Annotated in this window: 24 protein-coding genes; 13 read left to right on the top strand and 11 right to left on the bottom strand. The window is 67.5% G+C overall.

All coding sequences use genetic code 11. From position 1 onward, the window contains the following. Nucleotides 1-16: 16 nt before the first annotated feature. The 4 genes from AB0M14_RS33535 to AB0M14_RS33550 form a co-directional block, all read right to left on the bottom strand. A complete protein-coding gene (locus tag AB0M14_RS33535) occupies nucleotides 17-679 on the bottom strand; it encodes a hypothetical protein (RefSeq protein WP_365002675.1) in 663 nt (220 codons plus the stop codon). Between the two features lie 190 nt (nucleotides 680-869). Next, a complete protein-coding gene (locus tag AB0M14_RS33540; RefSeq protein WP_365002678.1) occupies nucleotides 870-1994 on the bottom strand; it encodes a GAF domain-containing protein in 1125 nt (374 codons plus the stop codon). A gap of 93 nt (nucleotides 1995-2087) precedes the next feature. Further along, nucleotides 2088-3041 (bottom strand): ROK family protein, encoded by a 954-nt coding sequence (locus tag AB0M14_RS33545; RefSeq protein ID WP_365002681.1) that lies wholly within the window; start codon nucleotides 3039-3041, stop codon nucleotides 2088-2090. Beyond that, nucleotides 3038-3493 carry a hypothetical protein gene (locus AB0M14_RS33550; RefSeq protein ID WP_365002684.1) on the bottom strand — a complete coding sequence of 152 codons (456 nt, stop codon included), beginning with the start codon at nucleotides 3491-3493 and terminating at the stop codon, nucleotides 3038-3040. Before AB0M14_RS33550 ends, AB0M14_RS33545 begins: the two co-directional genes overlap by 4 nt. Nucleotides 3494-3718: 225 nt before the next feature. On the opposite strand from AB0M14_RS33550, the gene AB0M14_RS33555 reads away from it, so the two are divergent. After that, nucleotides 3719-4405: a MerR family transcriptional regulator gene (locus tag AB0M14_RS33555; protein ID WP_365002687.1), complete on the top strand. Its 687-nt coding sequence runs from the start codon at nucleotides 3719-3721 to the stop codon at nucleotides 4403-4405. Here AB0M14_RS33555 and AB0M14_RS33560 read toward each other — a convergent pair. Then, nucleotides 4378-4830, bottom strand: a complete 453-nt coding sequence (locus AB0M14_RS33560) for a hypothetical protein (RefSeq protein ID WP_365002690.1) — start codon at nucleotides 4828-4830, stop codon at nucleotides 4378-4380. The genes AB0M14_RS33555 and AB0M14_RS33560 overlap by 28 nt on opposite strands. Before the next feature lie 341 nt (nucleotides 4831-5171). Between AB0M14_RS33560 and AB0M14_RS33565 the strand changes: the two genes are divergently transcribed. Both AB0M14_RS33565 and AB0M14_RS33570 read left to right on the top strand, forming a co-directional pair. Continuing rightward, the gene (locus tag AB0M14_RS33565; RefSeq protein ID WP_365002693.1) at nucleotides 5172-6149 is read left to right on the top strand and encodes a pyridoxal-phosphate dependent enzyme; all 978 of its coding nucleotides are present in this window, start codon (nucleotides 5172-5174) and stop codon (nucleotides 6147-6149) included. A gap of 216 nt (nucleotides 6150-6365) precedes the next feature. Then, nucleotides 6366-8903, top strand: coding sequence for an AAA family ATPase (locus tag AB0M14_RS33570; RefSeq protein ID WP_365002696.1), 2538 nt, complete (start codon nucleotides 6366-6368; stop codon nucleotides 8901-8903). A gap of 17 nt (nucleotides 8904-8920) precedes the next feature. On the opposite strand, the gene AB0M14_RS33575 is transcribed toward AB0M14_RS33570, so the two are convergent. Both AB0M14_RS33575 and AB0M14_RS33580 read right to left on the bottom strand, forming a co-directional pair. Continuing rightward, nucleotides 8921-9622 carry a hypothetical protein gene (locus AB0M14_RS33575; protein ID WP_365002699.1) on the bottom strand — a complete coding sequence of 234 codons (702 nt, stop codon included), beginning with the start codon at nucleotides 9620-9622 and terminating at the stop codon, nucleotides 8921-8923. Between the two features lie 27 nt (nucleotides 9623-9649). After that, complete coding sequence (locus tag AB0M14_RS33580) at nucleotides 9650-10000, bottom strand: hypothetical protein (protein WP_365002702.1); 351 nt, start codon at nucleotides 9998-10000, stop codon at nucleotides 9650-9652. A 661-nt stretch (nucleotides 10001-10661) separates the two neighbouring features. On the opposite strand from AB0M14_RS33580, the gene AB0M14_RS33585 reads away from it, so the two are divergent. Together AB0M14_RS33585 and AB0M14_RS33590 are read left to right on the top strand one after the other, a co-directional pair. Then, entirely contained in the window at nucleotides 10662-11297 is a 636-nt protein-coding gene (locus AB0M14_RS33585) for a hypothetical protein (protein ID WP_365002705.1), read from the top strand. Then, nucleotides 11290-12207 (top strand): hypothetical protein, encoded by a 918-nt coding sequence (locus tag AB0M14_RS33590; protein ID WP_365002708.1) that lies wholly within the window; start codon nucleotides 11290-11292, stop codon nucleotides 12205-12207. The genes AB0M14_RS33585 and AB0M14_RS33590 overlap by 8 nt, the downstream gene beginning before the upstream one ends. 113 nt (nucleotides 12208-12320) lie before the next feature. Here AB0M14_RS33590 and AB0M14_RS33595 read toward each other — a convergent pair whose 3' ends face one another. Beyond that, on the bottom strand, nucleotides 12321-13655 hold the full coding sequence (locus tag AB0M14_RS33595; RefSeq protein WP_365002711.1) for a lipase family protein: 1335 nt from the start codon (nucleotides 13653-13655) through the stop codon (nucleotides 12321-12323). Between the two features lies 1 nt (nucleotide 13656). Beyond that, nucleotides 13657-14922, bottom strand: coding sequence for a hypothetical protein (locus tag AB0M14_RS33600; RefSeq protein WP_365002714.1), 1266 nt, complete (start codon nucleotides 14920-14922; stop codon nucleotides 13657-13659). A gap of 353 nt (nucleotides 14923-15275) precedes the next feature. On the opposite strand from AB0M14_RS33600, the gene AB0M14_RS33605 reads away from it, so the two are divergent. From AB0M14_RS33605 to AB0M14_RS33640, 8 genes are all read left to right on the top strand, one after another. Beyond that, a complete protein-coding gene (locus AB0M14_RS33605) occupies nucleotides 15276-16565 on the top strand; it encodes a glycosyltransferase 87 family protein (RefSeq protein ID WP_365002717.1) in 1290 nt (429 codons plus the stop codon). A gap of 139 nt (nucleotides 16566-16704) precedes the next feature. After that, nucleotides 16705-17595 (top strand): ATP-binding protein, encoded by an 891-nt coding sequence (locus AB0M14_RS33610; protein ID WP_365002720.1) that lies wholly within the window; start codon nucleotides 16705-16707, stop codon nucleotides 17593-17595. Continuing rightward, on the top strand, nucleotides 17583-18218 hold the full coding sequence (locus tag AB0M14_RS33615; RefSeq protein ID WP_365002723.1) for a response regulator transcription factor: 636 nt from the start codon (nucleotides 17583-17585) through the stop codon (nucleotides 18216-18218). The genes AB0M14_RS33610 and AB0M14_RS33615 overlap by 13 nt, the downstream gene beginning before the upstream one ends. Before the next feature lie 289 nt (nucleotides 18219-18507). Next, complete coding sequence (locus AB0M14_RS33620) at nucleotides 18508-19656, top strand: ThiF family adenylyltransferase (protein ID WP_365002726.1); 1149 nt, start codon at nucleotides 18508-18510, stop codon at nucleotides 19654-19656. Between the two features lie 14 nt (nucleotides 19657-19670). Then, on the top strand, nucleotides 19671-20912 hold the full coding sequence (locus AB0M14_RS33625) for an MFS transporter (RefSeq protein WP_365002729.1): 1242 nt from the start codon (nucleotides 19671-19673) through the stop codon (nucleotides 20910-20912). Then, nucleotides 20882-22864 carry an FAD/NAD(P)-binding protein gene (locus AB0M14_RS33630; protein WP_365002732.1) on the top strand — a complete coding sequence of 661 codons (1983 nt, stop codon included), beginning with the start codon at nucleotides 20882-20884 and terminating at the stop codon, nucleotides 22862-22864. The genes AB0M14_RS33625 and AB0M14_RS33630 overlap by 31 nt, the downstream gene beginning before the upstream one ends. A gap of 21 nt (nucleotides 22865-22885) precedes the next feature. After that, nucleotides 22886-24274, top strand: coding sequence for an adenylosuccinate lyase family protein (locus tag AB0M14_RS33635; RefSeq protein WP_365002735.1), 1389 nt, complete (start codon nucleotides 22886-22888; stop codon nucleotides 24272-24274). Between the two features lie 238 nt (nucleotides 24275-24512). Next, on the top strand, nucleotides 24513-25241 hold the full coding sequence (locus AB0M14_RS33640; protein WP_365002738.1) for a hypothetical protein: 729 nt from the start codon (nucleotides 24513-24515) through the stop codon (nucleotides 25239-25241). Between the two features lie 55 nt (nucleotides 25242-25296). Here the strand turns inward: AB0M14_RS33640 and AB0M14_RS33645 are convergent, their stop codons facing one another. Further along, on the bottom strand, nucleotides 25297-26109 hold the full coding sequence (locus AB0M14_RS33645; protein WP_365002741.1) for an MIP/aquaporin family protein: 813 nt from the start codon (nucleotides 26107-26109) through the stop codon (nucleotides 25297-25299). A gap of 100 nt (nucleotides 26110-26209) precedes the next feature. Continuing rightward, nucleotides 26210-26773, bottom strand: coding sequence for a hypothetical protein (locus tag AB0M14_RS33650; protein WP_365002744.1), 564 nt, complete (start codon nucleotides 26771-26773; stop codon nucleotides 26210-26212). Between the last annotated feature and the right edge of the window lie 194 nt (nucleotides 26774-26967).

Raw genomic sequence — 26967 nt, forward strand, 5'->3', positions numbered from 1 at the left:
CTCCAAAGGTACTTGCTCAGTATCCGTAAATGACAACCTTGCCGGCCCATTCCGGGTGTCCGGCGAGGATCTGGCGCACGCTCTGCAATCCAGCGGCCGACAGGTTTTGCGGATCGATCATGACCATTTCGCCGGTATCGAGCTCATCCGCGACCATCCTTTCGAAATCCAGTGAGTTATAGACTCCCCGCATGGTCGGTGGCATCGGCTGACCCGCCTTCGGTCCCGCGGTCGATGGGAAGGTGTCGGTAGGCTGCTTCATATCCCAGTGCTGCTCTACTCCGTCGACAAAATCGCCGGTGTCCTTCCCGTTGTCCATCTGTGCCCGAGTCACCGGCGGCTTCAATTGACCATTGCGTTCCATCCCGAGCGCGACCTCCGCCTCTCTTCTGGACTTGGGCGTGACCTTGCCGCCATGTGCGGGGTCCTTCGCGAGCTCGTCGAGCCGGTGCGCGTATGCGACCGTTCCCGGAGTATTGCTGTCGTTGGCAGGGCTGGTTGCCTCTGGAGATCGGTGATCCGGCTGCGAATCGCCACGATGCCCCTGCGGGTCGGCTGTCCTATCCGAGTGGCTCCATATGTTACGTGCCCCCTTGGAATCGGCGTCCCGTAGTCCGGCGATGCCTTTCTTGATCGCATGCGCGAGCCCGGACACATAGTCTTTCAGAGCTCTGCTCACGTCGGTCAGTGCTGTTCGGATACGTCCCAGTATCCGCACCAGATGTCCAGATAACATTCCACCCCAGCGCAGCGGTCAAAGCTTCCGTCGGCCCGTCGCAAGCGAATGCGCAGGTGCGCCAACGGTAATCCTTCGAAATCCTGCGGCGGCTTTTTTCTCCCCACCGATGGGAATACCTGGTATCGGTCGCTCAGCTGGCCGCGCTGCGGCCGGTCAGCCAGTCGCGGACCACGTCGTCGTAGCCGATGGGCGCACCGCGGCGATCCAGTTCGGCCCATAGGTGTTCCGGGTCCAGCAATGGGGATTGTTCCGGCGCGCGCACCCATTGCGCGATCGCCAGGTGCCGGTTGGTCTGGCCCGGGTAGGGATACAGGAGCAGCAGGGTGGGGGTGTATCCGCCGCCGTGGTTGAGGACGCGCACGGTGAGGCCCACGCTGTCGCCCGCGCGGAAGCGAGTCGCCAACTCCACCAAGCGGACTCGGTCGTCGGGATGGAAGACATCCACCGGGCGGAAGAGATAGTCCCAGCGCACCCAGGGCGCGGGGTCGGTCAGCCAGTGCGCGATGGCAGCGCGGCCGAGTTGCACGAGTGCCAGGTGGGTTCCCGCGCGCCGGTGCGCCTCGCGCAGACCGATGCATTCCAGTGCGGAGACGTCCGGCGGCGCGGCGGCGTCGGGGACGTCTTCGATCAGCCACCGGACGGTCCGGGGCTGGGCGTCGTCGGATGCGCGTGCAGTGATGCGCCACCGGCTCGTTGCACCAGGGCTCGTGGTCACCGCCGCCTCGCATTGCAGCCGCTGGCCCGGGCGCGGTTCGTAGAGGAGTTCGAGCAGTTCGGCGTGCCGGGTGAACGACGGCATGCGGTGGAAGATCTCGGTGATGGAGAACGTCGGGATATGTTCGCCCGCGGGCAAACCCGGTATGGCCGCGTCCTGTGACTGGCGCAGGGTCTGGGTGCCGAGATCCCAGATGGCGCCGAGGGCGGGCCGCAGCAGCGGGACGGGCGCGGCGGTGGGACCCAGCCAGATCCGGACGGCGTGTGCGTCGTCGGCCGGTCCGAGGACCAGCCGGATCTTCAGTTGGTGCGGGCCGGAGTTGGTCGGGATCGCGATGTCGACGTCCTCGCAGCGTTCCCGGGCTGCCCGGATCGCCTCGGCGACACCGCGGGTGCTGAGGTTGTCGAACAGCGCGGGGATCTTGGTCATCTGACGCTGCAGGACGCGTTCCCAGTTGGTGAAGTCACGGGGTTGATCGCCGACCGAGGCCACCGACATGGTGTGCGGCGCCAAGGTTTCCACTGTGACCCACGGAATCACTGACCACTTCTCTCATCGCGCTCGCCGCCGCGCTCTTCCCACTACCCCCGGCAGCAGACTTAACCTTCCGTGAATGTACCGTTAAATAACGGCTCACTCAATCCTTTTCAAGCTTTCCGAGGCTTGAGCTATCGCACCCAGCGCGGTGAAGGCCAGCACACCAGCGCCCATCAACCCGGCGACATCGCCCAGATCTGAAGCCCGCGCCCGCAGACCTGGCAGATAACTGAGTTTGGGCTCCGCACCGATCGCGGCGATCAGCGGCTGCCACAGGGCGGCGCCGCCGCTTGCCACCGTGCCGCGCACTACCACGGTGTCGACATCGAGCAGCGTGGCGGCCGCGACGATCGCACGCCCGAGCGCCGCTCCTGCCCGGCCGAGCGCCGCCACGGCCACCTGGTCGCCCGCCTCCGCCGAAGTGATCAGTGCCGCAAGCGAATTCCCAGCCCACCCCTGCTCGCCAGCCCAGCGCACCAGCGCGGGCGCGGCGGCAATCGCCTGCAAGCACCCCCGATTGCCACACTCACAGGCTTCGTCGAACCCGGACACCCGGACGTGCCCGATCTGCCCGGCATTGCCGGTACGGCCCACGACCACGAACCCACCCACCATGAGTCCGCCGACCACCCGGTCCGAGACATCGATCGTCAACGCGTCCATGGCATCTCGCGCAACACCGAAATGCCGTTCGGCCAACCCGAAACACACACCATCCACCGCGAGCAGCGCCGGAGCCGAGCCGAACAGTTTGCCGACCGCCTTGACGATGCCGAACCCGGTGCGCCACTCCGGAATCCCAGGAGCGGCGACCACGCCATCGGCCATATCGATCGGGCCGGCGGCGCAGATGCCGACCGCGGCGATCGGCTCGGTGCCCGCCGCCTCCAGCATCAGCTCCTCGCACGTCATCCAGGGCGAACTCGTCGGGGCGGGCCGCTGCACCACCTCCGCCATGCCGTCGTCCACCGAGATTCGGCACGACGCGAAGCGCGCGGATCCGATCTCCAGCGCCAGGACCGTCGGAGCCTGGGCCGTCACCGGATTCACCCGCACTCCGTTCCGGTCGGCCGCAGCCGACGCCCGAGCACGAGCCGTCTTCGCGGCACCGGGACGACCGACTCCTGCTGTGGCACAAGCGGTCCGGTCCTGATGATGCGCAGCGGTCGTTGCAGATCGCCGACGCCGGTCCGGTGCCGGTCCAGATTCTCGATGACCTTGCCCTGACTGTCGTAGCCGACACCTGCCCAGATCATGGCCCGCGGGCCCTCGCCGCGTTCGAGTAAGGCGGTCACCAGCTCCCGGCATTCCCCTAGCAGCGGACAGCTCGCACAGACCTCGACGGCGGCTCGCCAGATGTCCGGAGTACCGATGTCTAGGTCCCAGTTGCCCGGCGCGTCCGCACAGGAAGGACGCCGGCTCGCAATGGGCGAATCCGAGGAAACCTCCTGTGGTACAGAAGCTCTCAGCTCGTCGTCGAGGTGGTTGCCGATGGTGCTCATAACCGTCTCCGGGGATGCCGTGGACGCACCGCGGGTAAGCGCGCGCCCAGAGTTCGGGCAAATCGTCAGGGCTGCTCGAACAGTCCCCGGAAGGCCAGCGGCTCAGCTGGTACATGCACGCTAACCGACCAGTGACCCCGCACACAAGCATCGTTACCGTTATTTAACGGCTCATTCGACTACGTAACACTTTTCTATGGGCCTTGCGCGGGTTACCGTGGAGTCATGGCGGCACAGGCGGAGTACACCATCGACGAGCTGGCGCGGGCAGCCGACACCACCGTGCGCAGCGTGCGCGTGTACCACGAGCGCGGACTGCTCCCCTCGCCCGAGGTGCGCGGACGGATCGGCTATTACGATTCCGACCATCTCGACCGTTTGCAGACCATCAGCCGATTGCTCGGACGCGGCATGCGGCTCAACGGAATCCGAGAACTGCTCGACGCCTGGGATCGCGGCGACGGGCTCGCCGACGTCCTGGGAGTGCCCGGCGAGATCCCGGAGCTCCCGCCGACCGCGGCGGACCAGCCGGCCCCGGCGCAGCACATGGACCCCGATCCGCTGCACACCTACGCGACCACCATCCCCCAATGCTGCGATCTCGCAACACGCCTCATCGATTCCGGCCTACCCGACGCCGACGCCTTCGAGGTGATCGAAGCACTGCGCGCCGATTGCGACCGCATCGCACAGCAGCATGCCGCGACGCTGTTCTTCTACTTGGCGGGCAAGCGGTTCAGCGAATCGGACGGCTCGCCGCGGGCCCGCACCAAACTGGACACCGATCTCGCCATCACCCGCCTGCTCGCCACCCGCGCCGCGGCCGAACTACTCGACCAGGCCTTCGCCCGCTATACCGAACACCCACGCGCAATGACACGCCCTCACAACAGTTCCACGCCGATCAGGTAGGGACAGAGTCCATGTGTCACTCTGCGCGCGCTCAGACCGGCGGAGTTCAGAATCGCGATCATCGCGTCGGTCATCTGATTGGAGACCACACCGGTATGCCGTAGCAGCGCGGGCGCCTGGCCGCTGCTGGCCTCCTGCGCTACACGCACCGCGGCTTCGAACAATTCTTCGCCGTCGAAATCTTCCGTCAGCCCGATCGAGGCGCGGATCATTTGATCACTCTGCCGCCATTCCACGCTGACATCCAGCTCAGCGGAGGGATGAGCGACCACCAATGCGCCGCCATAACAATGCAACTCGACATCGTCCTCGCGATGGGCCGGCAAACCGGCCATTCGCAATTCGGCACAGACATCCTCCGCGAGCCGCTTGCGCCGCGCGAACATCAAGCTGGAAACTGCCGGCGGGTTCACCTCTTCGCGCACGAGTGCATTCTATTTCGCTGGGGCACAATGTAATTCCCACCGATGGGCAGCGGCGCACCGTTTCGCACCGACACGAGACTGCCCTCACGTCCCGGCGAGCTGCTGGGGAAACCGGGACGCGAGGGCAGCGGCGCGGACCGGCTGGGGTGTAGCGCGGACCACGGCTTTCCATCAGCCACTGTCCGAGTGGCTGATCGAAACCTACTGCGGCCGAACCTGTCCAGGCTTCCCAGCAGTGGGAATATCCTTGGGGCGAAGGCGCTGGAACAGGGGAATTCTGTCCGGCATGGAACTCCAACCGATCAGTTGTGCCGCACGACCGGCCACTACCAGGCGCGACGATGTCGACGTTTAGCCATCTCGTGCTCGGCCCCTGGCACGTACGCGCCGCCGCCGACCGGCTGTCCGGAGTCGCCAACCGGACACCCGTCCTCACCTCGCGTACTCTCGACGAACGCACCGGGGCCTCGATTCTGCTCAAGTGCGAGAATCTGCAACGTGGTGGGGCTTTCAAGTTCCGCGGGGCCTATAACGCGATCGCCCAGCTCACACCTGATCAGCTGGCGCGCGGCGTGGTGACCTGGTCCTCGGGCAACCACGCCCAGGCGGTCGCGCTCGCGGCCGGACTGCTCGGCGCCAGCGCCGTTGTGTTGATGCCATCGGACGCGCCGGCAGCCAAGGTAGACGCCACGAAAGGCTACGGGGCCGAGGTGATCACCTACGACCGCTATACCGACGATCGAGTAAGGCTCGGCCGCGCGGTGGCTGCCGAGCGCCGAATGGTTGTGATACCGCCCTACGATCACCCCGCGGTAATGGCGGGCCAGGGCACAGCCGCACTCGAATTGATCGAGGACAACGGCCCGCTCGACATGCTGATCGCCCCGGTCGGCGGCGGCGGTTTGATCGCCGGCTGCGCGACCGCCGCCGCGGCACTATGCCCTGGCATAACGGTTATCGGCGTGGAACCCACCGAAGGCGACGACACCGCACGGTCATTACAGGCCGGACGCCGGGTCCGAATCCCTATCCCGCGCACCATTGCCGACGCGCAGACCACCGATATCCCCGGGCAGCTGACTTTCTGCGTCAACCGGCACCTGGTCGACCACATAGCGCTTGTCACCGACCATTCTCTGATCGAGGCCATGCGCTTCCTCTTCGAACGTATGAAATTGGTGGTCGAGCCCTCCGCCGCGGGACCGGTCGCCGCATTGCTCTCCGGCCGGGTCCAACTGCCGGGTAAACGCGTGGGCGTCATACTCTCGGGCGGGAATATCGGGATCGATCAGCTCGGCTGTCTCGTCAACGCGGGGTAGCCGGCACGAATCCTGGCGTGCCAGCGCCTTTTTCAGCACGCCGATGGTTACCGGCGAGGAAACAAAGAACCGGTCGCAGCAAAAGACCAGACAATTCGGTCTGAACGCGATACTGTCGTGCTCCTCGCTGGACGTCTGCGAAACAACCAGCGGGACAACCCCAAGGCGGTGACGTCGGCGGACGCCGGCCGAACCGAGTGCGAGCAGGTAGCAGTCGTGTCTGGTGATCAACCCATGCAGTCCCCCGCCGCGACCGAATTCGTCGGCCGCCAAGCCGAATTGCGGCAAATCGAGGAGGTGCTGGCAACCGCCGGCGCTCCGTTGCTGACGCTGGTCGGTCCCGGCGGAATCGGCAAGACGCGGCTCACCGTGGAGGCCATGCGATGCTCTGCCACCGCCGCGTCTCGCACGGTGCACTGGGCCCGGCTCGCCCGGCTCGCGCCGGATGCCGACACGGGGACGATCGCCGAGGAAGTGGTCCGGTCCATCGCGAAAAACGACGTCGCCAGCCGCTCTGCCTGGGACGTGCTGGTAAGCACGTTCACCGGCGCCGCAGCCGACCGACCACCCCTGCGTTCGGTGCTGGTCCTGGACAATTGTGAACATGTGCTCGCGGGTGTCGGACCGCTGATCGTCAATCTGCTGGATGCGATCCCGAATCTGACCGTCGTGGCGACCAGCCGCACCCCGATCGGCTGGCTGGACGAGCGCATCCTGCCCGTGCCGCCGCTGCCGACCGCGCAAGCACTCGAATTGTTCCGGAATCGCGCCGAATTGAGCGGCCAACCGATCCCCGGCGACGCGGAACACCTGGCCATCGCCGCCAGCATCTGTCAGCACATGGACAACAACCCGCTGTTCATCAGGCTGGCTGCCGCACGACTGCGACATCGGGCGCCGGCCCACGTCCTACGCGAACTCACCGGCGACTCCGAGGACAAACGCCTGTCCTGGTCCCACGGCGCGGTGCTGGGCGTCGACGACCGGCATCGCGGTGTGCACGACGCGATCGCATGGTCCTACAACCTGTGCACCGAACCTGAACAGCGCCTGGTGGAATGTCTGTCGATGTTCGCGGCGGGCTTCGAGATCACCGGGAACGAAACCTGCCATCCGGGTGCGGAATTGGACGCCATCATCGCGGTCTGCGGTGATCTGACGGGCCCGGCGGACCGGATCGAGCAGCTGCTGGAGCGCCTGGTCGAGCAGTCGCTGGTGTCCGTGCATTTCGCACCGACACATGTGCAGTTCTATCTGCTGGAAAGTGTGCGAGTGTTCGCCCGCGACCAGCTCCGGGCATACGGCGACGAGCTGGAGCCCCAGCTGCTGGCCGCGCACCGCCGCTACTACCGGGACAAAGTCATCGCCGGCCAGGCCGCCTGGTACGGAGCGGGCGAGCAGGACTGGCTGAAATGGGTGCGGTGCGCGATGGAGAACATCCTGCACAGCATCGAAACCAGTCTGAGTGATCCCGCCGAGGCCGGCATCGGGCTGGAATCCGCTGTGGCGCTCATGTCTTCACGCGCACCCTTCGTGACCGGAACCAACCGTACGATCACCCGGCTCACCGAGCAGGCGCTGCAGGCCACCCGGCTCGGTGACGCGAAACCGACCGATCTACAGCTCGCCGCGACCGCCATGCTCGGCTGGGTGGCACTGTGGCAAGGCCGGCAGGCGTTCACCGATCGGCTGCTCGACGAATGCGTGGCGGCCTGTTTACCCGCGCCCGGCACACCCCAGAATTGGCGTGCGACCGCAGCCACCGACATCGGCCTGCCCGCCCAGGTCGAGTTCACCTGGGGTATGGAGTTGCTGCTGATGGACCTCGATCCGGCGGCGGTCGACGTGCTCGCCCGCGCCCGCCTCAAGTACGCCGCGGCCGGCGACCCGGTCGGCGCCAAGATCAGCGAGATGTATCAGGCGTTGGCGCGCACCATTTTCGGCGAACCCGACGACGCGCTGCAGCTCGCCAAGGGCTATCTCGACGCGGCCGTGGCAGGCGGTATGCCGGAAGAGATCTCCCGGGCCGAGCTCACCTGGCTCGTCGCTCTCACCAAACACGGCGACCCGGATGAGGCCGAGCGAGTCGGCCGGGAATTGGTGAAACGGCACCTGCAACTCGGTGACAATTGGACCAGCAGCATGCTGGTGCACTATGTGATGGTGGCCTTGACGAGAAAGCTTGTCGCCCAAGTGGACGCGGGAACCAGCAACCGCGCCGAGCTGACCGCGGCCGCCACCCGGATCGCGCTGCTGCGAGGCGGCATCGACACCCTGCACCATTCGCAAGGCTTCGTCATCCAGGAGATGCGGTTGGTGCGCGCCGAAACCGCGCAGGCGGTCCAGGTGGCCACGGCGGTCCTCGGCTCGGATGTGTACGCCGCGACCGCACGGCGCGGCGCCGGCCTCCGGCCGGAATCGGATGAGCTGCAACGTTTCCTGCTCGGGGCGTTGGCAATGGAGAACCTGCGCGAGTCGCGCGCCGAACCGCGCGCCACACCGTCCCGCTGGTCGGAACTCTCCCCCGCCGAAGGCGAGGTCGCCGTACTGGCGGCGGCGGGCTGGCCGAACAGCGCCATCGCCGCTCGCCGCGGGAGCTCGGTGCGCACGGTGGACGCGCAGGTTGCCGCAATCCGCCAGAAGCTCATGGTGGCTACGCGATCCGATATCGTCTGGCATGTGCCCGGCAGCCTTCGCGAGACGATCCGGCTCGAGTCCGATCGCCGTCCCGCCCGCACCGCGGCTCGTTCGTAACCGCCCTCGCGATGCGGTCAGTCCTCCGGATCGCGCGGCGGCGGTCGGCGCAGCAGGCTCTGTACCCGCGGTGATCGGCACCAGCGGCGCACGGTCTCGGAGCCGCCGTTGTGGGTCCACTGGGTCACCGTCACCAGCGCCGAGCCGAGTGCCGTCCCGCCCGCCAGCAAAGCCCAATTGGTAAGTCGCGCTGTGGTATACGGCGTCTCACGAAGCCCAGGAATCGCGGGCTTGCCGTGACCTGTCGCCCATTGCAGCCACGCGCCGACATGACCGCCGAGGTCCCACGTCCGATAGGTCATCGCCTTCAGTTGCGGCCCCTTGCTGTTGATGTATACGACCGCGATCAGTACGAAGAACGCGGTCGCCACGCTGGCCGCCGCCGCCAGCCGGGCCAGCGGCTCGGTGCGCAGCCGTAGGTATGCCAGCACCGCGAACACCGTGACCAGGATCGACGCACACGCGAGAATCGCCCAGATGCCGGTGATGTGGGTGATGCCGGGTCGCGTACGTGACCAGATGTTGAGCATCTTGGTGGTCGCCTCGATCCGGCCGAAGGCGTTGGCCTGCACCTTGCCGTCCCAGCCGGAGGTCTTGATCCAGGGTTGGAACAGCAGGAAGAAGGTCACGATGCCGCCGCCGGCGCCGATGACATAGCCCCAGCTGCCGCCGACGCCGGTCAGCGCAGCACGGACTCGCCGCGCCGTGGGTTGCGCCATGGCCATCCTTCCTCGCATGGCCGGGCGCTACCGGCAGTAGTACGGATCGCAGGGTTGCCTGAACATGCCCGGACAATCCCGGTCACCCGGCCAGCCGTAGGGGCGCCGTTCGAATCGGGGTCCCGCGTTGCTGCCTTCGCCGCCGAACAACCGCCAGGGTTTGGGGTGGCGCGGGTGACCGAATCCGAGATCCTCCATGCCGTATCCGTCGTAACCCCAATGCCCGAAGGCCCAGGTTCCCGGCTCGCCCGTCGCGACAACGCCCGCGGGTTCCGCGGCCGCCGCGGCGTTCGGCGCCAGCGCGATCGTGAGCGTGGCCGCCAATCCCGCCAGCGCGCAGGTCGTTACGCGGGCCGGCGCTCGCCAGTTGGTGATCATGTAAGTCTCCTGTGCTCGGGTCGGAGGAAAGCCGCCCCCGGCCCGGAGGGGGCCGGTGGGCCGGAGGCGGCAATGGCGAACCAGCCATGCCACGCGTAGGTAGGGATCCGCGCGGGCTTGCTGGACTCGGAGTCGATGAGGGTGGCCCCGAGCCGCGCTGTGCACGCGGGATTACGTCGTGTCGTCACGGCCGAGACCTGGCCTGTTCGGCCTCGGCGCTCGGATGGTTCGTCCATGGAGAACCGTAACAACAAGGGGCACAAGGCTGTCCGGACGAAGTTCCCACTCCCGGGAAGAGCTGGTCCGCACAGCCGAGACCCCCGGGACGGCGGACTCACCTTCCCGGGGGCGGATCGATCCAGCCGCGGCAACGTCGCGTCGCCCTCGTCGCCTGCCGGGGGTACAACCGCACGGATCCGATGAGGGGGATCCCGACCTTGCCCGGCACGCCAGTTGCTTCACGATGGTGTCCCCGAGGGTGCCGGGGAACGGCTGGCTCGCGTGCAACGTATCAACCGGCGTACCCCCCACTGTTGCCATCGCTGGCAAGAGTCCGGCGTCAAGATTCGGAAACGGTGCAGTCGAGAAATGGCGCTCACCAGCGGCGGAGGGCGGATAATCAGGGTGCCGTCGGTTCGTATCGCGACGCGGAGGTGTTTCAATGCGGAGAGCGGCAAAAATAGTGGTCACGGCCATGTTGCTCGGCGCGCTGGCTTCCTGCGACACCGCCACAACGCCGCCCGGCGGGGGTGATCCCGGAGGTCCGGTGATCGAGGAAACCGGCCAGGCCGGTACCAGCACCAGCACCGGCACCGGTGACGGTCAAGGGGAAGGCAGTGGCAACGGCAATCGGGGCGGAGTCGGCGTCCAGGGCATACCCATCGATCTAGGCCCGCAGAATTTCGGCGAGGGCGTGCCCGTCGAGTCCGTCGAAGCCGCGATGCGCAGCCGGATCGCCACCGCCTGCCAGGCCGCGAAACTCGCAGCGGACTGTGTCAAGGTCGGTCGGCAGCTACAGAACTCCGCGCCTACCCCCAGCTGTTTCCCGGGTCCGGACAACCCGCAGACCGGCGCCTTCCTCGCCTACGTCGGGATGAGCAAGCAGCTGCCCGCGGCCGGTGAGGGTCCTAAGGCCGAGATCAATTCGGGGGAAACCTTGCTGATCTATGCCAAGCAATGTCAGCCGGACGAGGTCATCGAGACCGACACCGAGACGACGCCGCCGACCACGACCACCGGGGCCGAGACAACCACGACCGAGCCGACGACGACTACCAGCCCCCAGCCCAGTGGCTGACCAACCACCGCCGGAACGGCAGCCCCGCACACCCGCCTCAGCCGCCGATCTGTCGCACTGGGTGCAACTGGTCGCGCAGTTCGTCGCCCCTGCCACACTGTTGGCGGGCTTGCTGTATTACTGGGGGTTCTTCCACGCCAAGGGCTTCTGCGCGTACTTCGGCGTGGACTCGACGTCCCTGGGCCTGACCACCACCGACTACGTCATGCGCAGCGCGGACGGCTTGTTCATTCCGCTGGCGACCCTGGCCGTGGTGGCGCTGGCCGTCCTGTGGGTGCCCGCGGCACTGCCGCGGCGGCTCCGTGACGGTCCGCGCCCTCGCTGGCTGACGATCACCGTGACAATCATCGGGGCCCTGCTGCTCCTGAACGGCCTGTCTCAGCTGCGGTTCAACACGCCGCTGAATCGCGGGGTCGGTGTCGCACCGTTCTGCCTGATCATCGGCCTGCTGATGCTGTGGGGCGTCGTCCGCGCCCGGCGCGCCCGCTTCGCCGAGACCACCGGCACGCCGCGGCCGATCACCACCCCCTTCGAGTGGGCCCTGATCTTCCTGCTGGTCGGCGGCAGCTTCTTCTGGGGAGCAACCGCCTACTCCCTGGAGGTCGGCCGGGGCCGCGCGGTCCGGCTCGAACAGGCCCTGTCCAACGCCGCGACTCTCACCCTTTACACAGAGAAGGCCATCGATCTGGACATTCCCGGCGTCCGCGCAGTCCCCTGCACCGACCCCGGCTCGGCGTACCGCTACCGCTACGACGGCCTCGTCCTGGTGATGAGCACCGCCGACACCTACCTGATCCTGCCCCGCACCTGGACCTACCGGAAAGGTACCGCGATCGTCTTGCCGCGCAACGGCGTCGGCGCGCTGCGCCCCGAATTCACCCGAACACCGGCCGCCGCCCCCACCTGCTGAACCGCTAGAAGCCGAAGGCTTGGCCGACGAGCTTCCAGACGGCGAGGGCGCCGAAGGTCAAGAGGTATTCCAAGCCGTACAGGATTGCCATGTGCGAGAGGTCCTTTCGGGAGTCAGGTGAAGTGGCTGTCGATCTGGTCGATGGTCTGCATGCCGAAAAGGTCTGTACCCCAGCCGTAGATGTCGGTGATGAAGCGTTCCATGCCACAGTCGGTCGGCTGGTAGCTGACGTCCGCGCCCTGGGCACGGTAGGTCTCGGCCAGCTCACGGGCGTCGCGCGCCGGGACCAGGGACATGGGCGAGTCGTCTTTCGCGCAGGAGGCGATGATGACCTTGCCCTTCGGGGTGCCCGAGCGGCCGAGCACGTTGTCGTCGAAGACGTGCTGGAAAGCCGGTTCGTCGGCCGGGCTCAGGCCCGAGTGGAACAGCGAACGCAAGGGCAGGTACGGCGTGCCGAAGTACGCGGGGACCTGGCACTGCGTGCGGAAGACATCGGCCAGCGCCCGGCCCGCGGGGTTGAGCTTGGCGTCGACCTGCATTTCGGGGTACCAGGGCTCCAGGCCGAGCAGCGTCGCCAGCGCGAAACCGGAACCGATCGAACCGTCGGCCACGCGCATGAATTCGCGCGGCTTCACGACCATGCCTTCCAGCACAGTCGATTTGATGTCGAGTTCGGGAGCGTAGTCGGCGGCCATCTCGGCCGCGAACGCCGAACCCACACCGCCACCGGCGATTCCGAACAGCGCCACTTGCGCCTCGGGGTTCAGCCCGGCGTCGGGAAGGCCGAGCGCGGCCCGCACACCGTCGAGTTGGGCATGGCCGCCGAACTTGCCCGCGAACACGCCGTGCGGCTTCTTGTCCGCGTCGTTGCCGACGTCGGAGATCATGACGGCGTAGCCCTTGTCGAACATCATCGCCAGCGGCCCCAGGGCGGACCAGGAGGAGCCGTCCAGCGGCGCGCCGCCGGTCCACTGGGTACTCGGATGACAGTTCCAGCCGACGCTGTCGTTGGCCTCCTGGTAACCGATCACGTGGCGCTGCGCATTCGGTTTCCCGTCGACGGGCAGGAGCAGGACGCCGGTGCTGATGAACGGCTTGCCGTCGTTGCCGGTGGTGACGTACATCAGTTTGTAGCCCTCGACATTGCCGGGGCTGACACCGCTGAAGATCACCTTGACCTTCTTGGATTTCAGGATGTCACCGGGCTTTTCGGCGCCGGTCAGCGCCGGTTCCGCATAGAACGGGTCGTCGGCCATGAGCGCTTCGAAGGACTCCTGCGCCGAGGGCTGGGTGGCGCTGTTCAAGGCCGCGAGGGTGAAGCCGTTGAAGATGCGCTCCGGTCCGGGCGTCGAAGGCGGCACCTCGTCGGCCGCCGCGACGCTCACGGTGCCCGCGGACAACGCCAGTGCGGCGGCGAGCACGCCGAGCCGCTGGGTGATTCGTCTCATCTCAGCCCTCCTGGTCGATCGGTGTCACCCTGAGCTGCCGGGCCGCGGAGATCAGCAGCTGCGGAATGTTCAGTAGCGGCCGCTTCGACTCCAGCTGCACCGGATACGGCACTCGCATAGCGGCTTCCAGTGCGGGCCACTGAGATTGGACCTGGAACTGGTATTTGGGCAGCAGTTCGGTGGTGATGTAGTCCCAGCGCGCGTCCAGCACCGACCAGTTCCAGTCCGGCAGCGGCAGGGTCAGCAGGCCGGGCCGGCCGTCGGGGAGGCTGACCGGCATCTGGACCGGATGGAACTCCCGCGGCGGCACGACCCCAGCCACCGACGGCGACCCGGCCGCGCCGCTGAGGTAGGTGATCGCCTCGCCCACGCTGCCCTTGTAGCCGCGCACCTGGTCCCACTGCGCGCTCACGGCCGAGTCCTGTTCCCGGCGCAGCAGTGCGCGATTGCCCGCGGCGACACGGTTTTCGTCACCGGAGGCGACATCGCGCCAGGCGCTCATGATGTCCGGGCCGAACAGTCCGGCCGCCTGGAACTCCTCGAGCGCCGGCAGTCCCGCGGACGCGTAGGCGTCGTGCATGGGCATCAGATCCGAGAAGATGTTCTTCTGCATCACCAGGATCATCCCGTTGATGTAGTTCAGATCCTCGGGTGTGATGTGCGGTCCGGCTTCGGCCAGGGCGGCGAGACCGGGCGGCAGCATGGCCACCGCCCGCGGGCCCGCCGCGTTCCGCACCGCGCCCAGCACCGTACGCGCCGCCTCGGAGATACCGGGCAAATCGTAGATCGTGCCGAGCAATTCGAAATCGACCAGCCCACCGCCGAAATCGGCGCCCACCTGGCCACCCATTCCGGCCCAGCGCAATTCACGATGATCGAGCTGAAGGTTCTCGTAGTATCGGTAGGACTTGATCAAGTTCTCGCGATTTGCCGCGACCCCGGCCCGCGGATTCCAGGACCGCAGCTCGATGCCCGCTTTGCTGGTCGCGTCGACCAGCCAGTACTGGGACAACAGCGCCGCATAGCGAGCGGGCGCGATACCTCGAGCCCGGGCGCTGTTCAGCAATCCGCGCAGGGTCTCGGCATCGTAGGGCAGTGCGGGGTGCACTCCGCCCGGACCACTCGCGGCATCACGGTTGACCAGCGGCAAGTCCAGGTAACGGTCGAGCTCCGCGGTGGCGCCGGCCGGAGTGGCCGCCACGAGACCCAGTCCGATCGCGGCCGCCAAGCTCAGCGCTGCGGTCCGCAGCGACGCGCCGATTCGCATCTAGTCCAGCCTTTCTCATGGATGGTCACAGCTGCTGTCGCTAGACGTTAGCTCAGGTAACGAGTACGTAAACACGCAGATCAGGCCGTACCCGCGTGGCGATAGGCAATCCGCAACAGCGCGGCAGCGGTCGAATCGCCTGGTGATCACCCGATTCGACAGCGGAGGTCCGGGGCGGTGCGCAGGGCGGCTTTCATGAGATAACTCACCGGCGTTCCGTTCCACGATTCGCCGCCGCGGTTCCGTTAGTCTGCAACTCCTCCGGGAATTCCCGTGGTGTGTGCGGGCAGACCGGCCGACGTGAACGAGGGAAGCGGCGAACCTTGTGGTTCCGCAAGACCGATGAACCGGCCGTGACCAGAGCCATGCTCGTCGTGGGCGGCCTCGCCGCCGCGGTCGTCCTGGTATGGCACGGGTATGCGATACCGCTGGGCAATCCCTACTACGGATTGTTCGCCAATGATCTCGACCTGGAGGTCTATCGCGCTGGCGGCGAAACCTGGCACAGGCGTGCCGATTTGTACGGTGGACCGGTCGTCTACGAGATGGAGTTCACCTATCCGCCCTTCGCGGCCCTGGTGTTCGTGCTGCTCACCCTGGGCCCGCTGGCGGTGGTGAAAGTCCTCTGGTGGGTGGCGACCATGGTCGCGCTCGTGCTGCTGGTCTGGCGCTGCCTGCGCAGTCTGCGCTATCGAAACTGCCTGTACACCTGGATGTTCGCCCTCGAGCTCGCGGTGGTGTGCACCGCGCTCGAGCCGGTACGGTCCACGATCTGGCTCGGGCAGATCAACGTGTTCCTCGTGCTGGCGGTGATCTGGGATCTCACCCGCGATCCGTCGGCGCGGCTGCGTGGCGCCGGGGTCGGCATCGCCGCCGGGATCAAGCTGACGCCGGCCTTCTTCCTGGTCTACCTCGCCTGGACCCGCCAGTGGCGCACGCTGGCGGTGGCGGCGACGACCTTCGCCGCCACCATCGCGATCGGTTTCGCCGCCCGTCCCGGCGACGCGAAGACGTACTGGGGCAGCCGCGTCATCACCTCGGCGCGCGTCGGCCCGGTCGACTCGCCCGCGAACCAATCGGTCAACGGCTTTCTCGCGCAACTGGCGCGCTTCCTCGAATTCGAACCGTTCGCCGTGCGCACCGCCGACGCCGTGGTGTACGCGCCGCCGAACTGGCTGTGGCCGATCATCGCCGCGCCGGTCGCGGCGCTCGGCCTGATCGCCGCCGGGCGCGCCTACCGCGCCGGGCACGCGCTGCTGGCGACGACGCTGGCCGGGATGACCTCGGCGTGTGTCTCGCCGTTCTCCTGGGGCCACCACTGGGTCTGGCTCGTCCCGCTGCTGATTCTCGCCCTGCACCAAGCGCTGTCCGCCCGGTCGCCCTGGTGGTGGGCGGCGCCGACGCTCGTCGGGCTGGTCTCCTTCTGCTGGTGGTGGAACTACACCGAGCTCGAACCGCTGTACGGCGCCGACCACCCGATCGGTATCGGGCTGTTCATGCTCCCCCGCGACGACATTCCCGCATGGTGGTCCTACCTCGCGGTCCCGCTCTACGCGGGCTGCTATCCGTTGCTGCTGATACTCACCGCGCTCGTCGTCCTGCGCCGGTACCGGGGATCCACGAACGCGATTGTCCGCGAGTAGGTCGTTCGACCGATGTGCCTGGTCCGGCGGGCGCAGACCATGGAGCCACCACGTCGGATCGACCGTGTGCGATGAACCTGCCCGGGTCCCACCACGTATGCCTTGTATGCGGCTCGAGGGACTTGCTCGAGGAGAAGTGTTGCCAGGCAGATCGATTGACATTCCCGCCGCGGGGCGGATCCTGCTCGCGCTGCTCATGCTGCAACGATTCGTGTGCGTCGTCGCCCTGTTCACCAGTACCGCGCCGGCTGTCCCCGAGCTCGCCGGGCTCACCGTGCTCTGGAATGCCGGTTTGGTCGGAATCGCCGCCGCCCGTGGCACATTCGCCCGCTGGATGGTCGCCGCCGATCTCGCGCTGGCAGCGGCCTGGCTCGGCCTGACCGCGTGGTCCGGCCGGGGCGAGTGGGCGCACGCGGTGGTGGTGATCGGATTCGCGCTCGCCCTCGGCCTGAGTGCCCGCCATCTGGAACGGCTTTCGACGCCGAGGGTGCTCGGTCCGGCACAGTTGCGCCTGCTGCACGACACCGCCCTGGCCACGCTCGCGGCGATCGCCGGCGGCCGGGTCGAACAGCACTCCGAGCAGCTGCGCGCGCGGGCCGCGCAGGATGTCGCCCGCATCCGGCGGGTCCTGCTGGCCGACGACCACCGCACCGCGCCCGGCGACCGGCTGGCCACCGCGATCGCCAGGGCCGAAATGCTCGGCCTCACAGTCCATTACCGGCACGCCTCGGCCCTGCCCACACTGCCCGGCGAGGTGATCGCGGCATTCGCGGGGGCCGCGGAAGAGGCGCTGAACAACGTTGCCGCACATGCCGGCGTCACCGAATGCTGGCTGACGGTATCGCGGGAACGCCGACAGGTCGTGGTGCGGGTGGTCGACCGGGGACGCGGCTTCGATCCGGACCTCGAACCACCCGGTTACGGCCTGAAACACTCGATAGCCGAGCGTATTTCGGAGGTCGGCGGCACCGTCCGCCTGTCCGGCGTTCCGGGCGCCGGTAGCTGTGTAGAGCTGCGATGGCCCCGGTGATCACGGTCGCCATCGTCGACGACGACCGCATGCTGGTCGAGGGACTGCGCAGCTGGGTGCGGGACGCTCCGGACCTGCGACTGGTGGACGCCACCGGCACGGTGGCCGAATTACTCTCCGGCGCTTCGGATCCCGATGTCGTCCTGCTCGATCTGATGCTCCGGGACGGCTCGGAGCCGACCGAGAACGTGCGGCAGCTGGTCACGCCGGACCGGCAGGTCCTGGTGGTCAGCGTGTGGTCGGAACCGGACCTGATCGTCGCGACCCAGGCCGCAGGCGCCCGCGGATATCTCACCAAGGACCGGGGATTCGCCGCGCTCGCGGAGGCGATCCGCGAGGTCGCCGCGGGCGGCGTCGCCTACTCGCCCGAGCTCGCCGCCGCCGTCCTCGACGACGAGGACGGTAGACGCCGGCCCCGATTATCCCCGCAGGAGCGCGCGATTCTCACCGCCTACGCCTCGGGCATGACGCTGGAAACGGCCGCCCGCCATGTCGGCGTGAAACCCGGAACCGCCAAGACCTACCTCAGCCGGATAAAAGCCAAATACAACGAGGCTGGGCGGCCCACTTACACCAAACTCGATCTGGCGCAGCGGGTCCGGGAGGATTGGCCGCGGCTGTAATCCCTTTGTCGTCCGAATGCGGGACATGCGGCGCGGAAATCCAGCCTCTACCGTTGTTCTCATAAGGCCGATTGGTCGTCATCTTCGAAAAGATAGTGAAAGGAGGTGCTTCGACATGGAGATCACTCTGCGTACCCGCAAGATCAGCGTCGCCAGCGTTTCGCACGAGGGCTGATAGCGCACCTTCCGCTGCTGGGCGCACGCACTGGCGCCCAGCAGCGGACTATCACCGAAACATACACCACCCCAAAGCCTTCCGATCCTGACCGAAACAAGGAACGCCTCCCTCATGTTCGACGAGAAAACTATCAAACCTGTCCTGAAGCACACGTCGCCGCTTTCCGCCAGGGACGGCGTGCTGTATATCGGCGGTTACGGCGAGGCCGTGGAGATCCCCGATCCGGACGGCGCGATCGAGCGCCTTTTCGAATTGCTGGACGGCACGCGGAGTCTCGACGAAATTCATGAAACATTGGCCTCCCGATACCCGATGATCACCCATGCCGACGTGGCGGACGCGGTTCACCAATTCGACGAGGCCGGATTTCTGCTGGACGCTACGCAGACCGCCGAAGGACAACTGGACGACTATGAATTGGCGCGCTGGGAACGAAATGTCAACTTTTTCGGTTCCTACGCCCATCTCGCGGACAACAAATACGCGATGCAGCGGAAGTTGCGCGATACCAGGGTGACGCTGCTGGGGCTCGGCGGGCTGGGCACCCACCTGCTGCTCGACATGGCGGCGATGGGCGTGGGCCACGTGCGGGCGGTCGAATTCGACACGGTCGAGCTGTCCAACCTGAATCGGCAGATCCTGTACCGGGACAGCGATATCGGCAAACCCAAGATCGAGGCCGCGCTGCCGCGGGTGCGGGAGTTCAATCCCAGAATCGAACTGGAGGCCAGGCCCGGCCGGATCGAGTCCGTCGAGGATGTGGTGCGCGCGGCGGCGGGCTCCGATGTGGTGATCTCGGTGGCCGATCGGCCGAAAATGGAGATCGCCCGATGGGTCAACGAGGGCTGTGTCCGCGCCGGAGTCCCGCTGATCACCGGTGGCTTGGAAACCCAGCGGGTCGTCTACTACACGGTCCTGCCGGGCCGGACTGGCTGCGTCGAATGCTGGCGCTCCGGCGTCCAGCGCGAGGACGACGTGTCCACGGCCCTGCTGCAAGAGAAACGCGATCGGCGGATCAGCGGCGACAAGGCCGCGTTCTGTCCGCTGGTCACCATGACGACCGGCCTGTTGATCGGGGAACTGACCCGGCTTGTCACCGGGATCGCGCCCCTGACCGGCACTGGGCGGTTGATGGAGATGCGTTTCGACGACTTCGTCCTGCGCCCGGCCGAGCAGTGGGAGCGGGTCGCGGGCTGTCCGGTCTGCGGATCCGCGCAGGCCGCGCGGCGCGCGATGGCGGCCGCGGGTTCCGCCCGCTGAGAGTGAATCGGGCCATGGGACACCGCTATTACCTCCTGCTGACCGGGTACCTGGTGTCCGCGCTCGGCAACTGGATCTACCGGCTCACACTGCCGCTGCTGGTCCTGCATCTGACCGGGTCCGCCCTGCATACGGCGGCGGTCTACGCGATCGAATACGCGCCATTTCTCTTGTTGTCCTTACCGGGCGGGGTATTCGCCGATCGCTTCGACCGCCGCCGGCTGCTCGTGACCGGCGACCTGGCGGCGGGCGTGATCGCCGCCGTCCTGGCGGTCATTGTGATCACCGGATCGCACGCGCTCTGGCCGCTGTATCTCGCGGCGTTTCTGCTGGCGTGCGTCGAGCCGATCTACCATCCCGCCTTTCACAGCTGGCTGCCGGAGCTGGTGGACGAGGACGACTTCGCCAAAGCCAACAGCTGGATGCACAGCGTCGACAATCTGACCATTCTCGCGGGTCCGGCCGCGGCGGGCGCGCTCATCGGGCTGCTCGGGTACAACGCGGCCATCGTGATCGACGCGGCGACGTTCCTGTTCTCCGCCTGCGCGATCGCGCTGATCCGGCGATCCCCGGCTACGCCCCGCAAGCCGGTCGAAAAGAGCACGGCAGCACCATCATCCAGCATGCGCGCCGAGATCGGCGAGGCCGCGCGGCACGTGTTCAAGGAAAACCCCGTCCTGCTCGCGGGGTCGCTGCTGTTCACCGGCACCAATCTGGCGATCTGGATCGTGCAGGCCAACTTCGTGTATTACTTGACCGCGTACCGGGGCTTCAGCCCCGCCGTCATCGGCGCGGTGCTGGCCACCCAAGGGGTCGGTGCGCTCATCGGCACGGCGATCGCGCCGCGGCTGCTGGCTCGATTCGCGCCCGGCCGGTTGATCTTGGCCGCGACCGTCGGAGCGGGCCTTGCCACCCTCGCCCTGATACCGCTGCGCAGTCCCCTGCTCATCGGCATCGCCGGTGCGTGCGCGTTCGCATTCGGTTCGGTGAATGTGGTGTCCTGGTTCACCTTCCGGCAGCGGATCGTGCCGCAGCGGTTGCTGGGCCGGGTCATCGCGGTCACCAGAATGCTCGCGTTCGCCTCGATTCCGGTGGCGGCGCTGCTCAGCGGCGCGCTCGAGGACGCGCTGCGGAACATGTACATCGTGCTCGCGGTCGGCGGGTTGCTGCGGATCGCGGTCGCCGTCGCCGGCTTGCGCACACCCTTGGCTCGAGCGGAGAAGCGGTGCGCGCCAACACCATCGATGTCGCGGTGATCGGGCTGGGGCCGCGTGGACTGTCGGTCCTCGAGCGGCTCTGCGCCAACGCGGCGGAATGCCTGGACGCGGGAGTGGCGCTGACGGTGCATGTCGTCGACGAGCACTTGTTCGAGGGCGGACGAGTCTGGCGGATCACGCAGCACCCGGAAATGTTGATGAATACCGTTGCGTCCCAGGCAAGTATGTTCCTCGACGACAGCGTGGACTGCGCGGGTCCGGTGGTGCGTGGACCGAGTCTGCACGAGTGGGCGCATTCGGCGGCGATCGCCGAGTTGCCGGAGCGGCTGCGTGCCGAGGCGGCGCGGCTGGGCGCGGATTCCTATCCGTCGCGGGTGCTGTACGGGTATTACCTGCGCTGGACCTTGTGGCATGTCCTCCGGTCCGCTCCCGCCACCGTGACCGTCGTGCTGCATCGGAACAGGGCTGTCGACCTCCGTGACGGGCCGGCCGGCACACAGGAGATCGCGCTCGATTCCGGCCGGTCGGAACGGCGGTGGCTGCGCGGTCTGGATGCGGTGGTGCTGGCCCAGGGACATCTGTCGCACGAACTGGACGGGCCCGACGCGGCCCTCGCCGAGTTCGCCGAAAGCCATGGGCTGCACTACATCCCGCCCGGCAACCCGGCCGAGGCCGACCTCGCGGGCATCGGCGCGGGCGACAGGGTGGTCCTGCGCGGATTGGGCCTGAACTTCTTCGACCACATGGCGTTGCTGACGGTCGGACGCGGCGGGCACTTCGCCCGCGACCGGGACAGCCGGCTGGTCTACCATCCGTCCGGGCTCGAGCCCCGGTTGGTAGCCGGGTCCCGGCGCGGGGTGCCGTTCCACGCGCGCGGCGCGAACGAGAAGGGTCCCTACGGCAGGCACACGACGAGGTTCCTCACCCCTGCTGTGATCGACCGGCTGCGCGCGTCCGCCGACCGGGGCGCGCCGGCCGATTTCCGCCGCGACATCTGGCCGCTGCTCGAGCTCGAAGTGCGCGCTGTCTACTACGCGGCCTTGGTGCGGCAGCGTTCCGGTGCGCGGCGAGCCCGAGCGTTCACGGACGAATTCGTTTCCAGGGCAGTGCGTCGCACCCACTGCGGGATATCCGGTGTACCGGAGGACAATGGAGTTCAGCGGCTGCTCACGGAGTTCGGCATCGACGAGAGCGTCCGATGGGATTGGGCTGCCATCGAAACACCTTACGGCGCAGACGCTCTGGCCTGCACGGCCGACTATCGGCGCTGGCTGCGCGGTCATGTCGACAATGACGTCCGGGAGGCGACCCGCGGAAACGTCCGTGGGCCACTGAAAGCCGCCTTGGACGTGCTGCGGGATCTGCGCAATGAGATACGTCTGCTGGTCGACCACGGCGGCCTGTCCGGCGACTCCTACCGAGACGATCTCCAGCGGTGGTACACGCCGCTGAACGCGTACCTGTCGATCGGGCCGCCGGTCCACCGGATCGAGCAATTCGGCGCACTGCTCGACTGCGGGCTACTGGAGGTGCTCGGGCCGGGGCTGCGGGTAGCCCCCGGTCCCGACGGCCAGTTCCTGGCCCACTCGACCGAGATACCCGACATCCGCGTCCGCGCAACGGCTCTCATCGAGGCGCGCATGCCGGGCAACGACCTGCGCCGGACGACCGATCCCCTGCTCCGGTCCCTGCTCGCCCGCGGCGAATGCGCGCCCTATCGGATACCGATCCGCGGTGGCGGCTGGTACACCACCGGCGGCATCGCTGTCACTCGTGGCCCCTATCGCCTGCTGGATGCCCGGTATCGGCCGCATCCGCACCGATTCGCCTTCGGCGTACCCACGGAGACCGTGCACTGGGCGACGGCGGCCGGCGTCCGGCCCGGGGTGAACTCGGTAATCCTCAGCGACGCGGACGCTCTCGCGCGTGCCGCACTCGGAGTCGCCGATCGCAGTAGTCACCCGCCCGCGGCGGAGTTCGTCACGCCCTGACCGGGAAGGATCCCGAAAGACATGCCCGACAACGGATTACTCGCCCCAGCGTGGGCCGGAACGGGCGTGTCCGCGCTCGTAGACGATCGCGCTCTGCTGACCGCATTGCTTCGCACCGAGACCGCCCTGGCCGACGCCCAAGCCGAACTGGGTTTGCTCCCAGGCACTTCCGTGGCCGCTCTGCGTGCCGTGACGCCTGCTGACCTCGATCCGATCGCGCTGGCCGCAGGCGTGCGTGCGACCGGAAATCCGGTCGTGGCCTTCGTGCGGCAACTCAGCGCGGCCGTCGCGGCCCGCGATCCGCAGGCCGCCGAACACGTGCATCGCGGCAGCACCAGCCAGGACATCCTGGACACGGCGTTGATGGTGTTGTCGTCGGTCGCGCTGGATCGGATCCACGCCGACCTCGAAGCCTGCGCACACGCACTGGCTCCGCAGGTTGAAAAGCACCGGGGTACAACGATGGCCGGGCGCACCCTGACCCAGCACGCGGTACCCACCACCTTCGGCTTGAAAGCCGCGGGCTGGCTGCATCTGGTCTTGGACGCCACCGAGCGAGTGCGCACGACACGCACACTTCTGCCGGTGTCGATCGGCGGCGCGGCCGGAACCCTGTCCGCCTACCGCGAATTCAGCACCGGCAGCGATCAGGGTGCCGCCGCGCTACGGCTCCCCGGACTGGTCGCCCAGCGGCTCGGCTTGGCCGAACCACTCATCCCCTGGCACGCGCTTCGCACCCCGGTCGCCGACCTCGCCGCCACGATGCTGCTCACCACCGGCGCCCTGGGCAAATTCGCCGCCGACGTCCTCGTCCTCAACCGGACGGAGATCGCCGAAGTCACCGAGACCCTGGCGCCAGGGACCGGTGTCTCCTCGGCCATGCCCCACAAACAGAACCCGGTCCTCGCAACCTTGGTGGCCACCGCCGCCCGCCAACTCCCGCCCCTCGCCCTCGTTCTGCACCAGTCCCTGGTGGTCGAGGACGAACGCTCCGCCGGCGGCTGGCACGCGGAATGGCAACCCCTGCGCGAGTGCCTGCGCCTCACCGCCGGCGCCGCCGCGAACGCCGCCGCCCTCGCCCGCAACCTCACCATCGCACCCACCCGCATGCGGGCCAATCTGCGACGCACCCACGGCGCGGTCACCGCCGAACGCGTCACCGCGATCCTCACACCCCACCTCGGCAAGGAAACCGCACGACGCTTGCTGGCCGAAGCGAGCGCCACTGCCGACCGTGACGGCCGCGAGCTCTCGGACTTCCTGCGAACCATCCTCGACAGCGCCGGCCTCGACGGCTACGACCCGAGAGAACTCTCCGACCCGGCGCACTACACCGGGTTCGCGGCTGAGCTCTCCGACCGAGTCCTGGACCGATACCGGTCTGCCCTCGGCCGGCAACCGCCCGGATGACCATCGACCGACAACCGCCTGGATGACTGCGTCAGAGCAGTCGCACAACCAGCGCGACGGCGATCAGAGCGGCATCCGCGTCCGGGGCCCCGTCGGTGCACGGTCGTGCCGGGCGTGCTGCTCGAGGCCGCAGCGGGGTCGCTGGAGTCGTGGACCAGGTCCGCCGCACCGCGAAGCTGTCGGACCCCCTGGGTACTGTCGACCTTGATCTGCGGAGTGAGAAGGGTTGGGCTGGGGCATGGTTGAGGTGACGACGGTCAGCATTCCAAGGTATGCGCACGGGTATCCGGAGGTGGCGTTCGGCGGGTATGTGGCCGGTGTGCTCGCCGCGCATTCCGAGGATCCGACCGAGTTGCGGGTCGACTTCCGGGCGCCGGTGCCGATCGAGCAGCCGTTAACGATCACCGCTACCGAAAGCGGTGGGCGCGCGCTCACCGATGCCGACGGTCTGCTGCTGGCGGAGACCGCGAAGGCGACGGTGGGCATCGTCGTCCCGGCCGCACCGTCGTGGGCGGACGCGAAGGCGGGCACCGCGGCGGCACTCGAATCGCTGGAGCGCCCACGCACCGACTGCTACGGCTGCGGTGTGGAGTGCGAACCCGGGCGCGGAATGCGGCTGTTCAGCTCGAAGGTGCCTGGTCACGACCTCATCGCCGGTGCCTGGACACCGGCCCCCGAATTGGGTGACGCCGACGGCAATCTCAGCACCGAGCACGTCTGGTCGCTGCTCGACTGCCCCGGTGGCTGGGCGGCGATCACCATGCTCGGCATGCAGCCGGGCGCCGTCACCGCCGCTCTCACCGCCACCCAGTTGCAGCCGGTTTCGGTTGGCGTGGAGTACATTTCGTATTCCTGGGCAGCCGACCGCGATGGCCGTAAATACACCGTCGGCGTCGCGCTCGCCACCCCCGGCGGCGACCTCTGCGCAGTCGCCGAGGCGCTCTGGATCCAACCGCGCCAGCGCTGAGGCCTAGCCGCTGACTTCGACGCAACGCCTAGCTCCGCCGCGAGCCTCGCGCCGGTCAGAACAGGAAGTGGGAGGCGGCTCCTGCGAGGATGCCGCCCAGGGCTGGTCCGACGACCGGCACCCACGCGTAGCTCCAATCACTGGAGCCGGCCGGGTGGGCGGTTCCAGGGTCGGCTTGCGGGTGGGCGGCGCCTGGATCGACCCGTGCGCCGACCGGAATCGGGGTCCGAGCGGTGCGGCCGACCGGCAGGACGGCGTGTGCCAGCCGCGGGCCGAGGTCGCGGGCCGGGTTGATCGCGTATCCGGTGGGACCGCCCAGGGAGGCGCCGATGCCGACCACCAATAGCGCGACGGCGAGCGGCCCGAGCCCGGAGGGCGTGTTTCCGAACGACAGCACCACGAGCACCAGCACGAACGTCGCGATGATTTCGGTGAGCAGGTTCCAGCGGTAGTCACGGATTTCCGGGCCGGTCGCGAATACCGCGAGTTTCTTGGCGGCGTCCGGTTCGGCGTCGAAATGCTTCTTGTAGGCGACATAGGCCAGGCACGCGCCGACGAACGCGCCGGACAGCTGGGCGGCGATGTAGGTCACCGTGGCTTGGAATGTCACCGGAATACCCGGCGCGTAGTCGGTGGCGCCGCTGGTCAGAATGCCGAGGGTGACAGCCGGATTCAGGTGGGCGCCGGTTTTGAAAGCCAGATAGACGCCGGCCATCACGCCCAGCCCCCATCCGAAGTTGATCAGCAGCCAGCCGCCGTCGAATCCCTTCGAATTAACCAGCAATACATTGGCTACCACTCCGGCTCCGAGCAGAACCAGCACACCCGTACCGACCGCTTCGCTGACGAACAACGATCCGAGACCCATCGCTCCTCCGTTCCGCACGCACGCCAACAGACACAGCGAAACGACAGTAACCCCAATTGCTAATTAGCTAACATTCAGCACGCGCGTGGCGGCGCGGAATTCAGGAGTTTTCGGTAAATCGATACCACGCGCCGTCGAACGATTCGTACCCGATCCCCGGCCCCTGCGGCCGACCCAGCACCGGCGGCGGGCCGTCCGGGAAGTAGGCGAAGCCGGACCGATCCAGATCGGCCCCCTCGGTGTAGAACAGGCACCCGCCGTCACGGCGTTCGATGAAGCGGACCAGATAGACGCCCAGCCGGGTGCGCTCCCCCGGATGCACGCACTCGACCGCCTGGTCCTCCAGGATCCCGCGGGTGATCTCCCACCCCGCCCGTTCTGGAATCTCGTACCAGACCAGCACGGCCAGGCCCCCGATGAACAACGGCGCTGCCAGGCACAATTGGATTGCGTGATACCGCACCAGGCCGATCAGCCCGAGCGCGGCCGAGACCAGCCCGAACCCCACCAGCGCCGCCCACAGCAGCGCCTTGGCGACGAACGTGCCCTGCGCGGCGAGCACCCAGCACAACGCCAGGCACAGCACCACGACGACCAGGATGAGCAAGCCCATGACGCCGACGAACCAGCGCGGCGTGCGAACACGCTCGCCACCAATGCTCATGCCCACAACATACGACGGCGACCGGGGCCACGCATGAGAAAACCCCCGGGCCGAGGCCTCGAATGAGGGTACAGACCAGGGGGTTTCGCCGAGATTTGATCAGCTTGGCGTCACAGCGGAGGGAATCCCGCGGAGCCGGTGGCCATCCAATTCCAGAATGCCGCAACGCGGTTGGTGATCAAAGCGACAATGTC

It is taken from the genome of Nocardia sp. NPDC051832 (assembly GCF_040681285.1).
In the GTDB taxonomy this organism is placed as follows: Bacteria; Actinomycetota; Actinomycetes; order Mycobacteriales; family Mycobacteriaceae; genus Nocardia.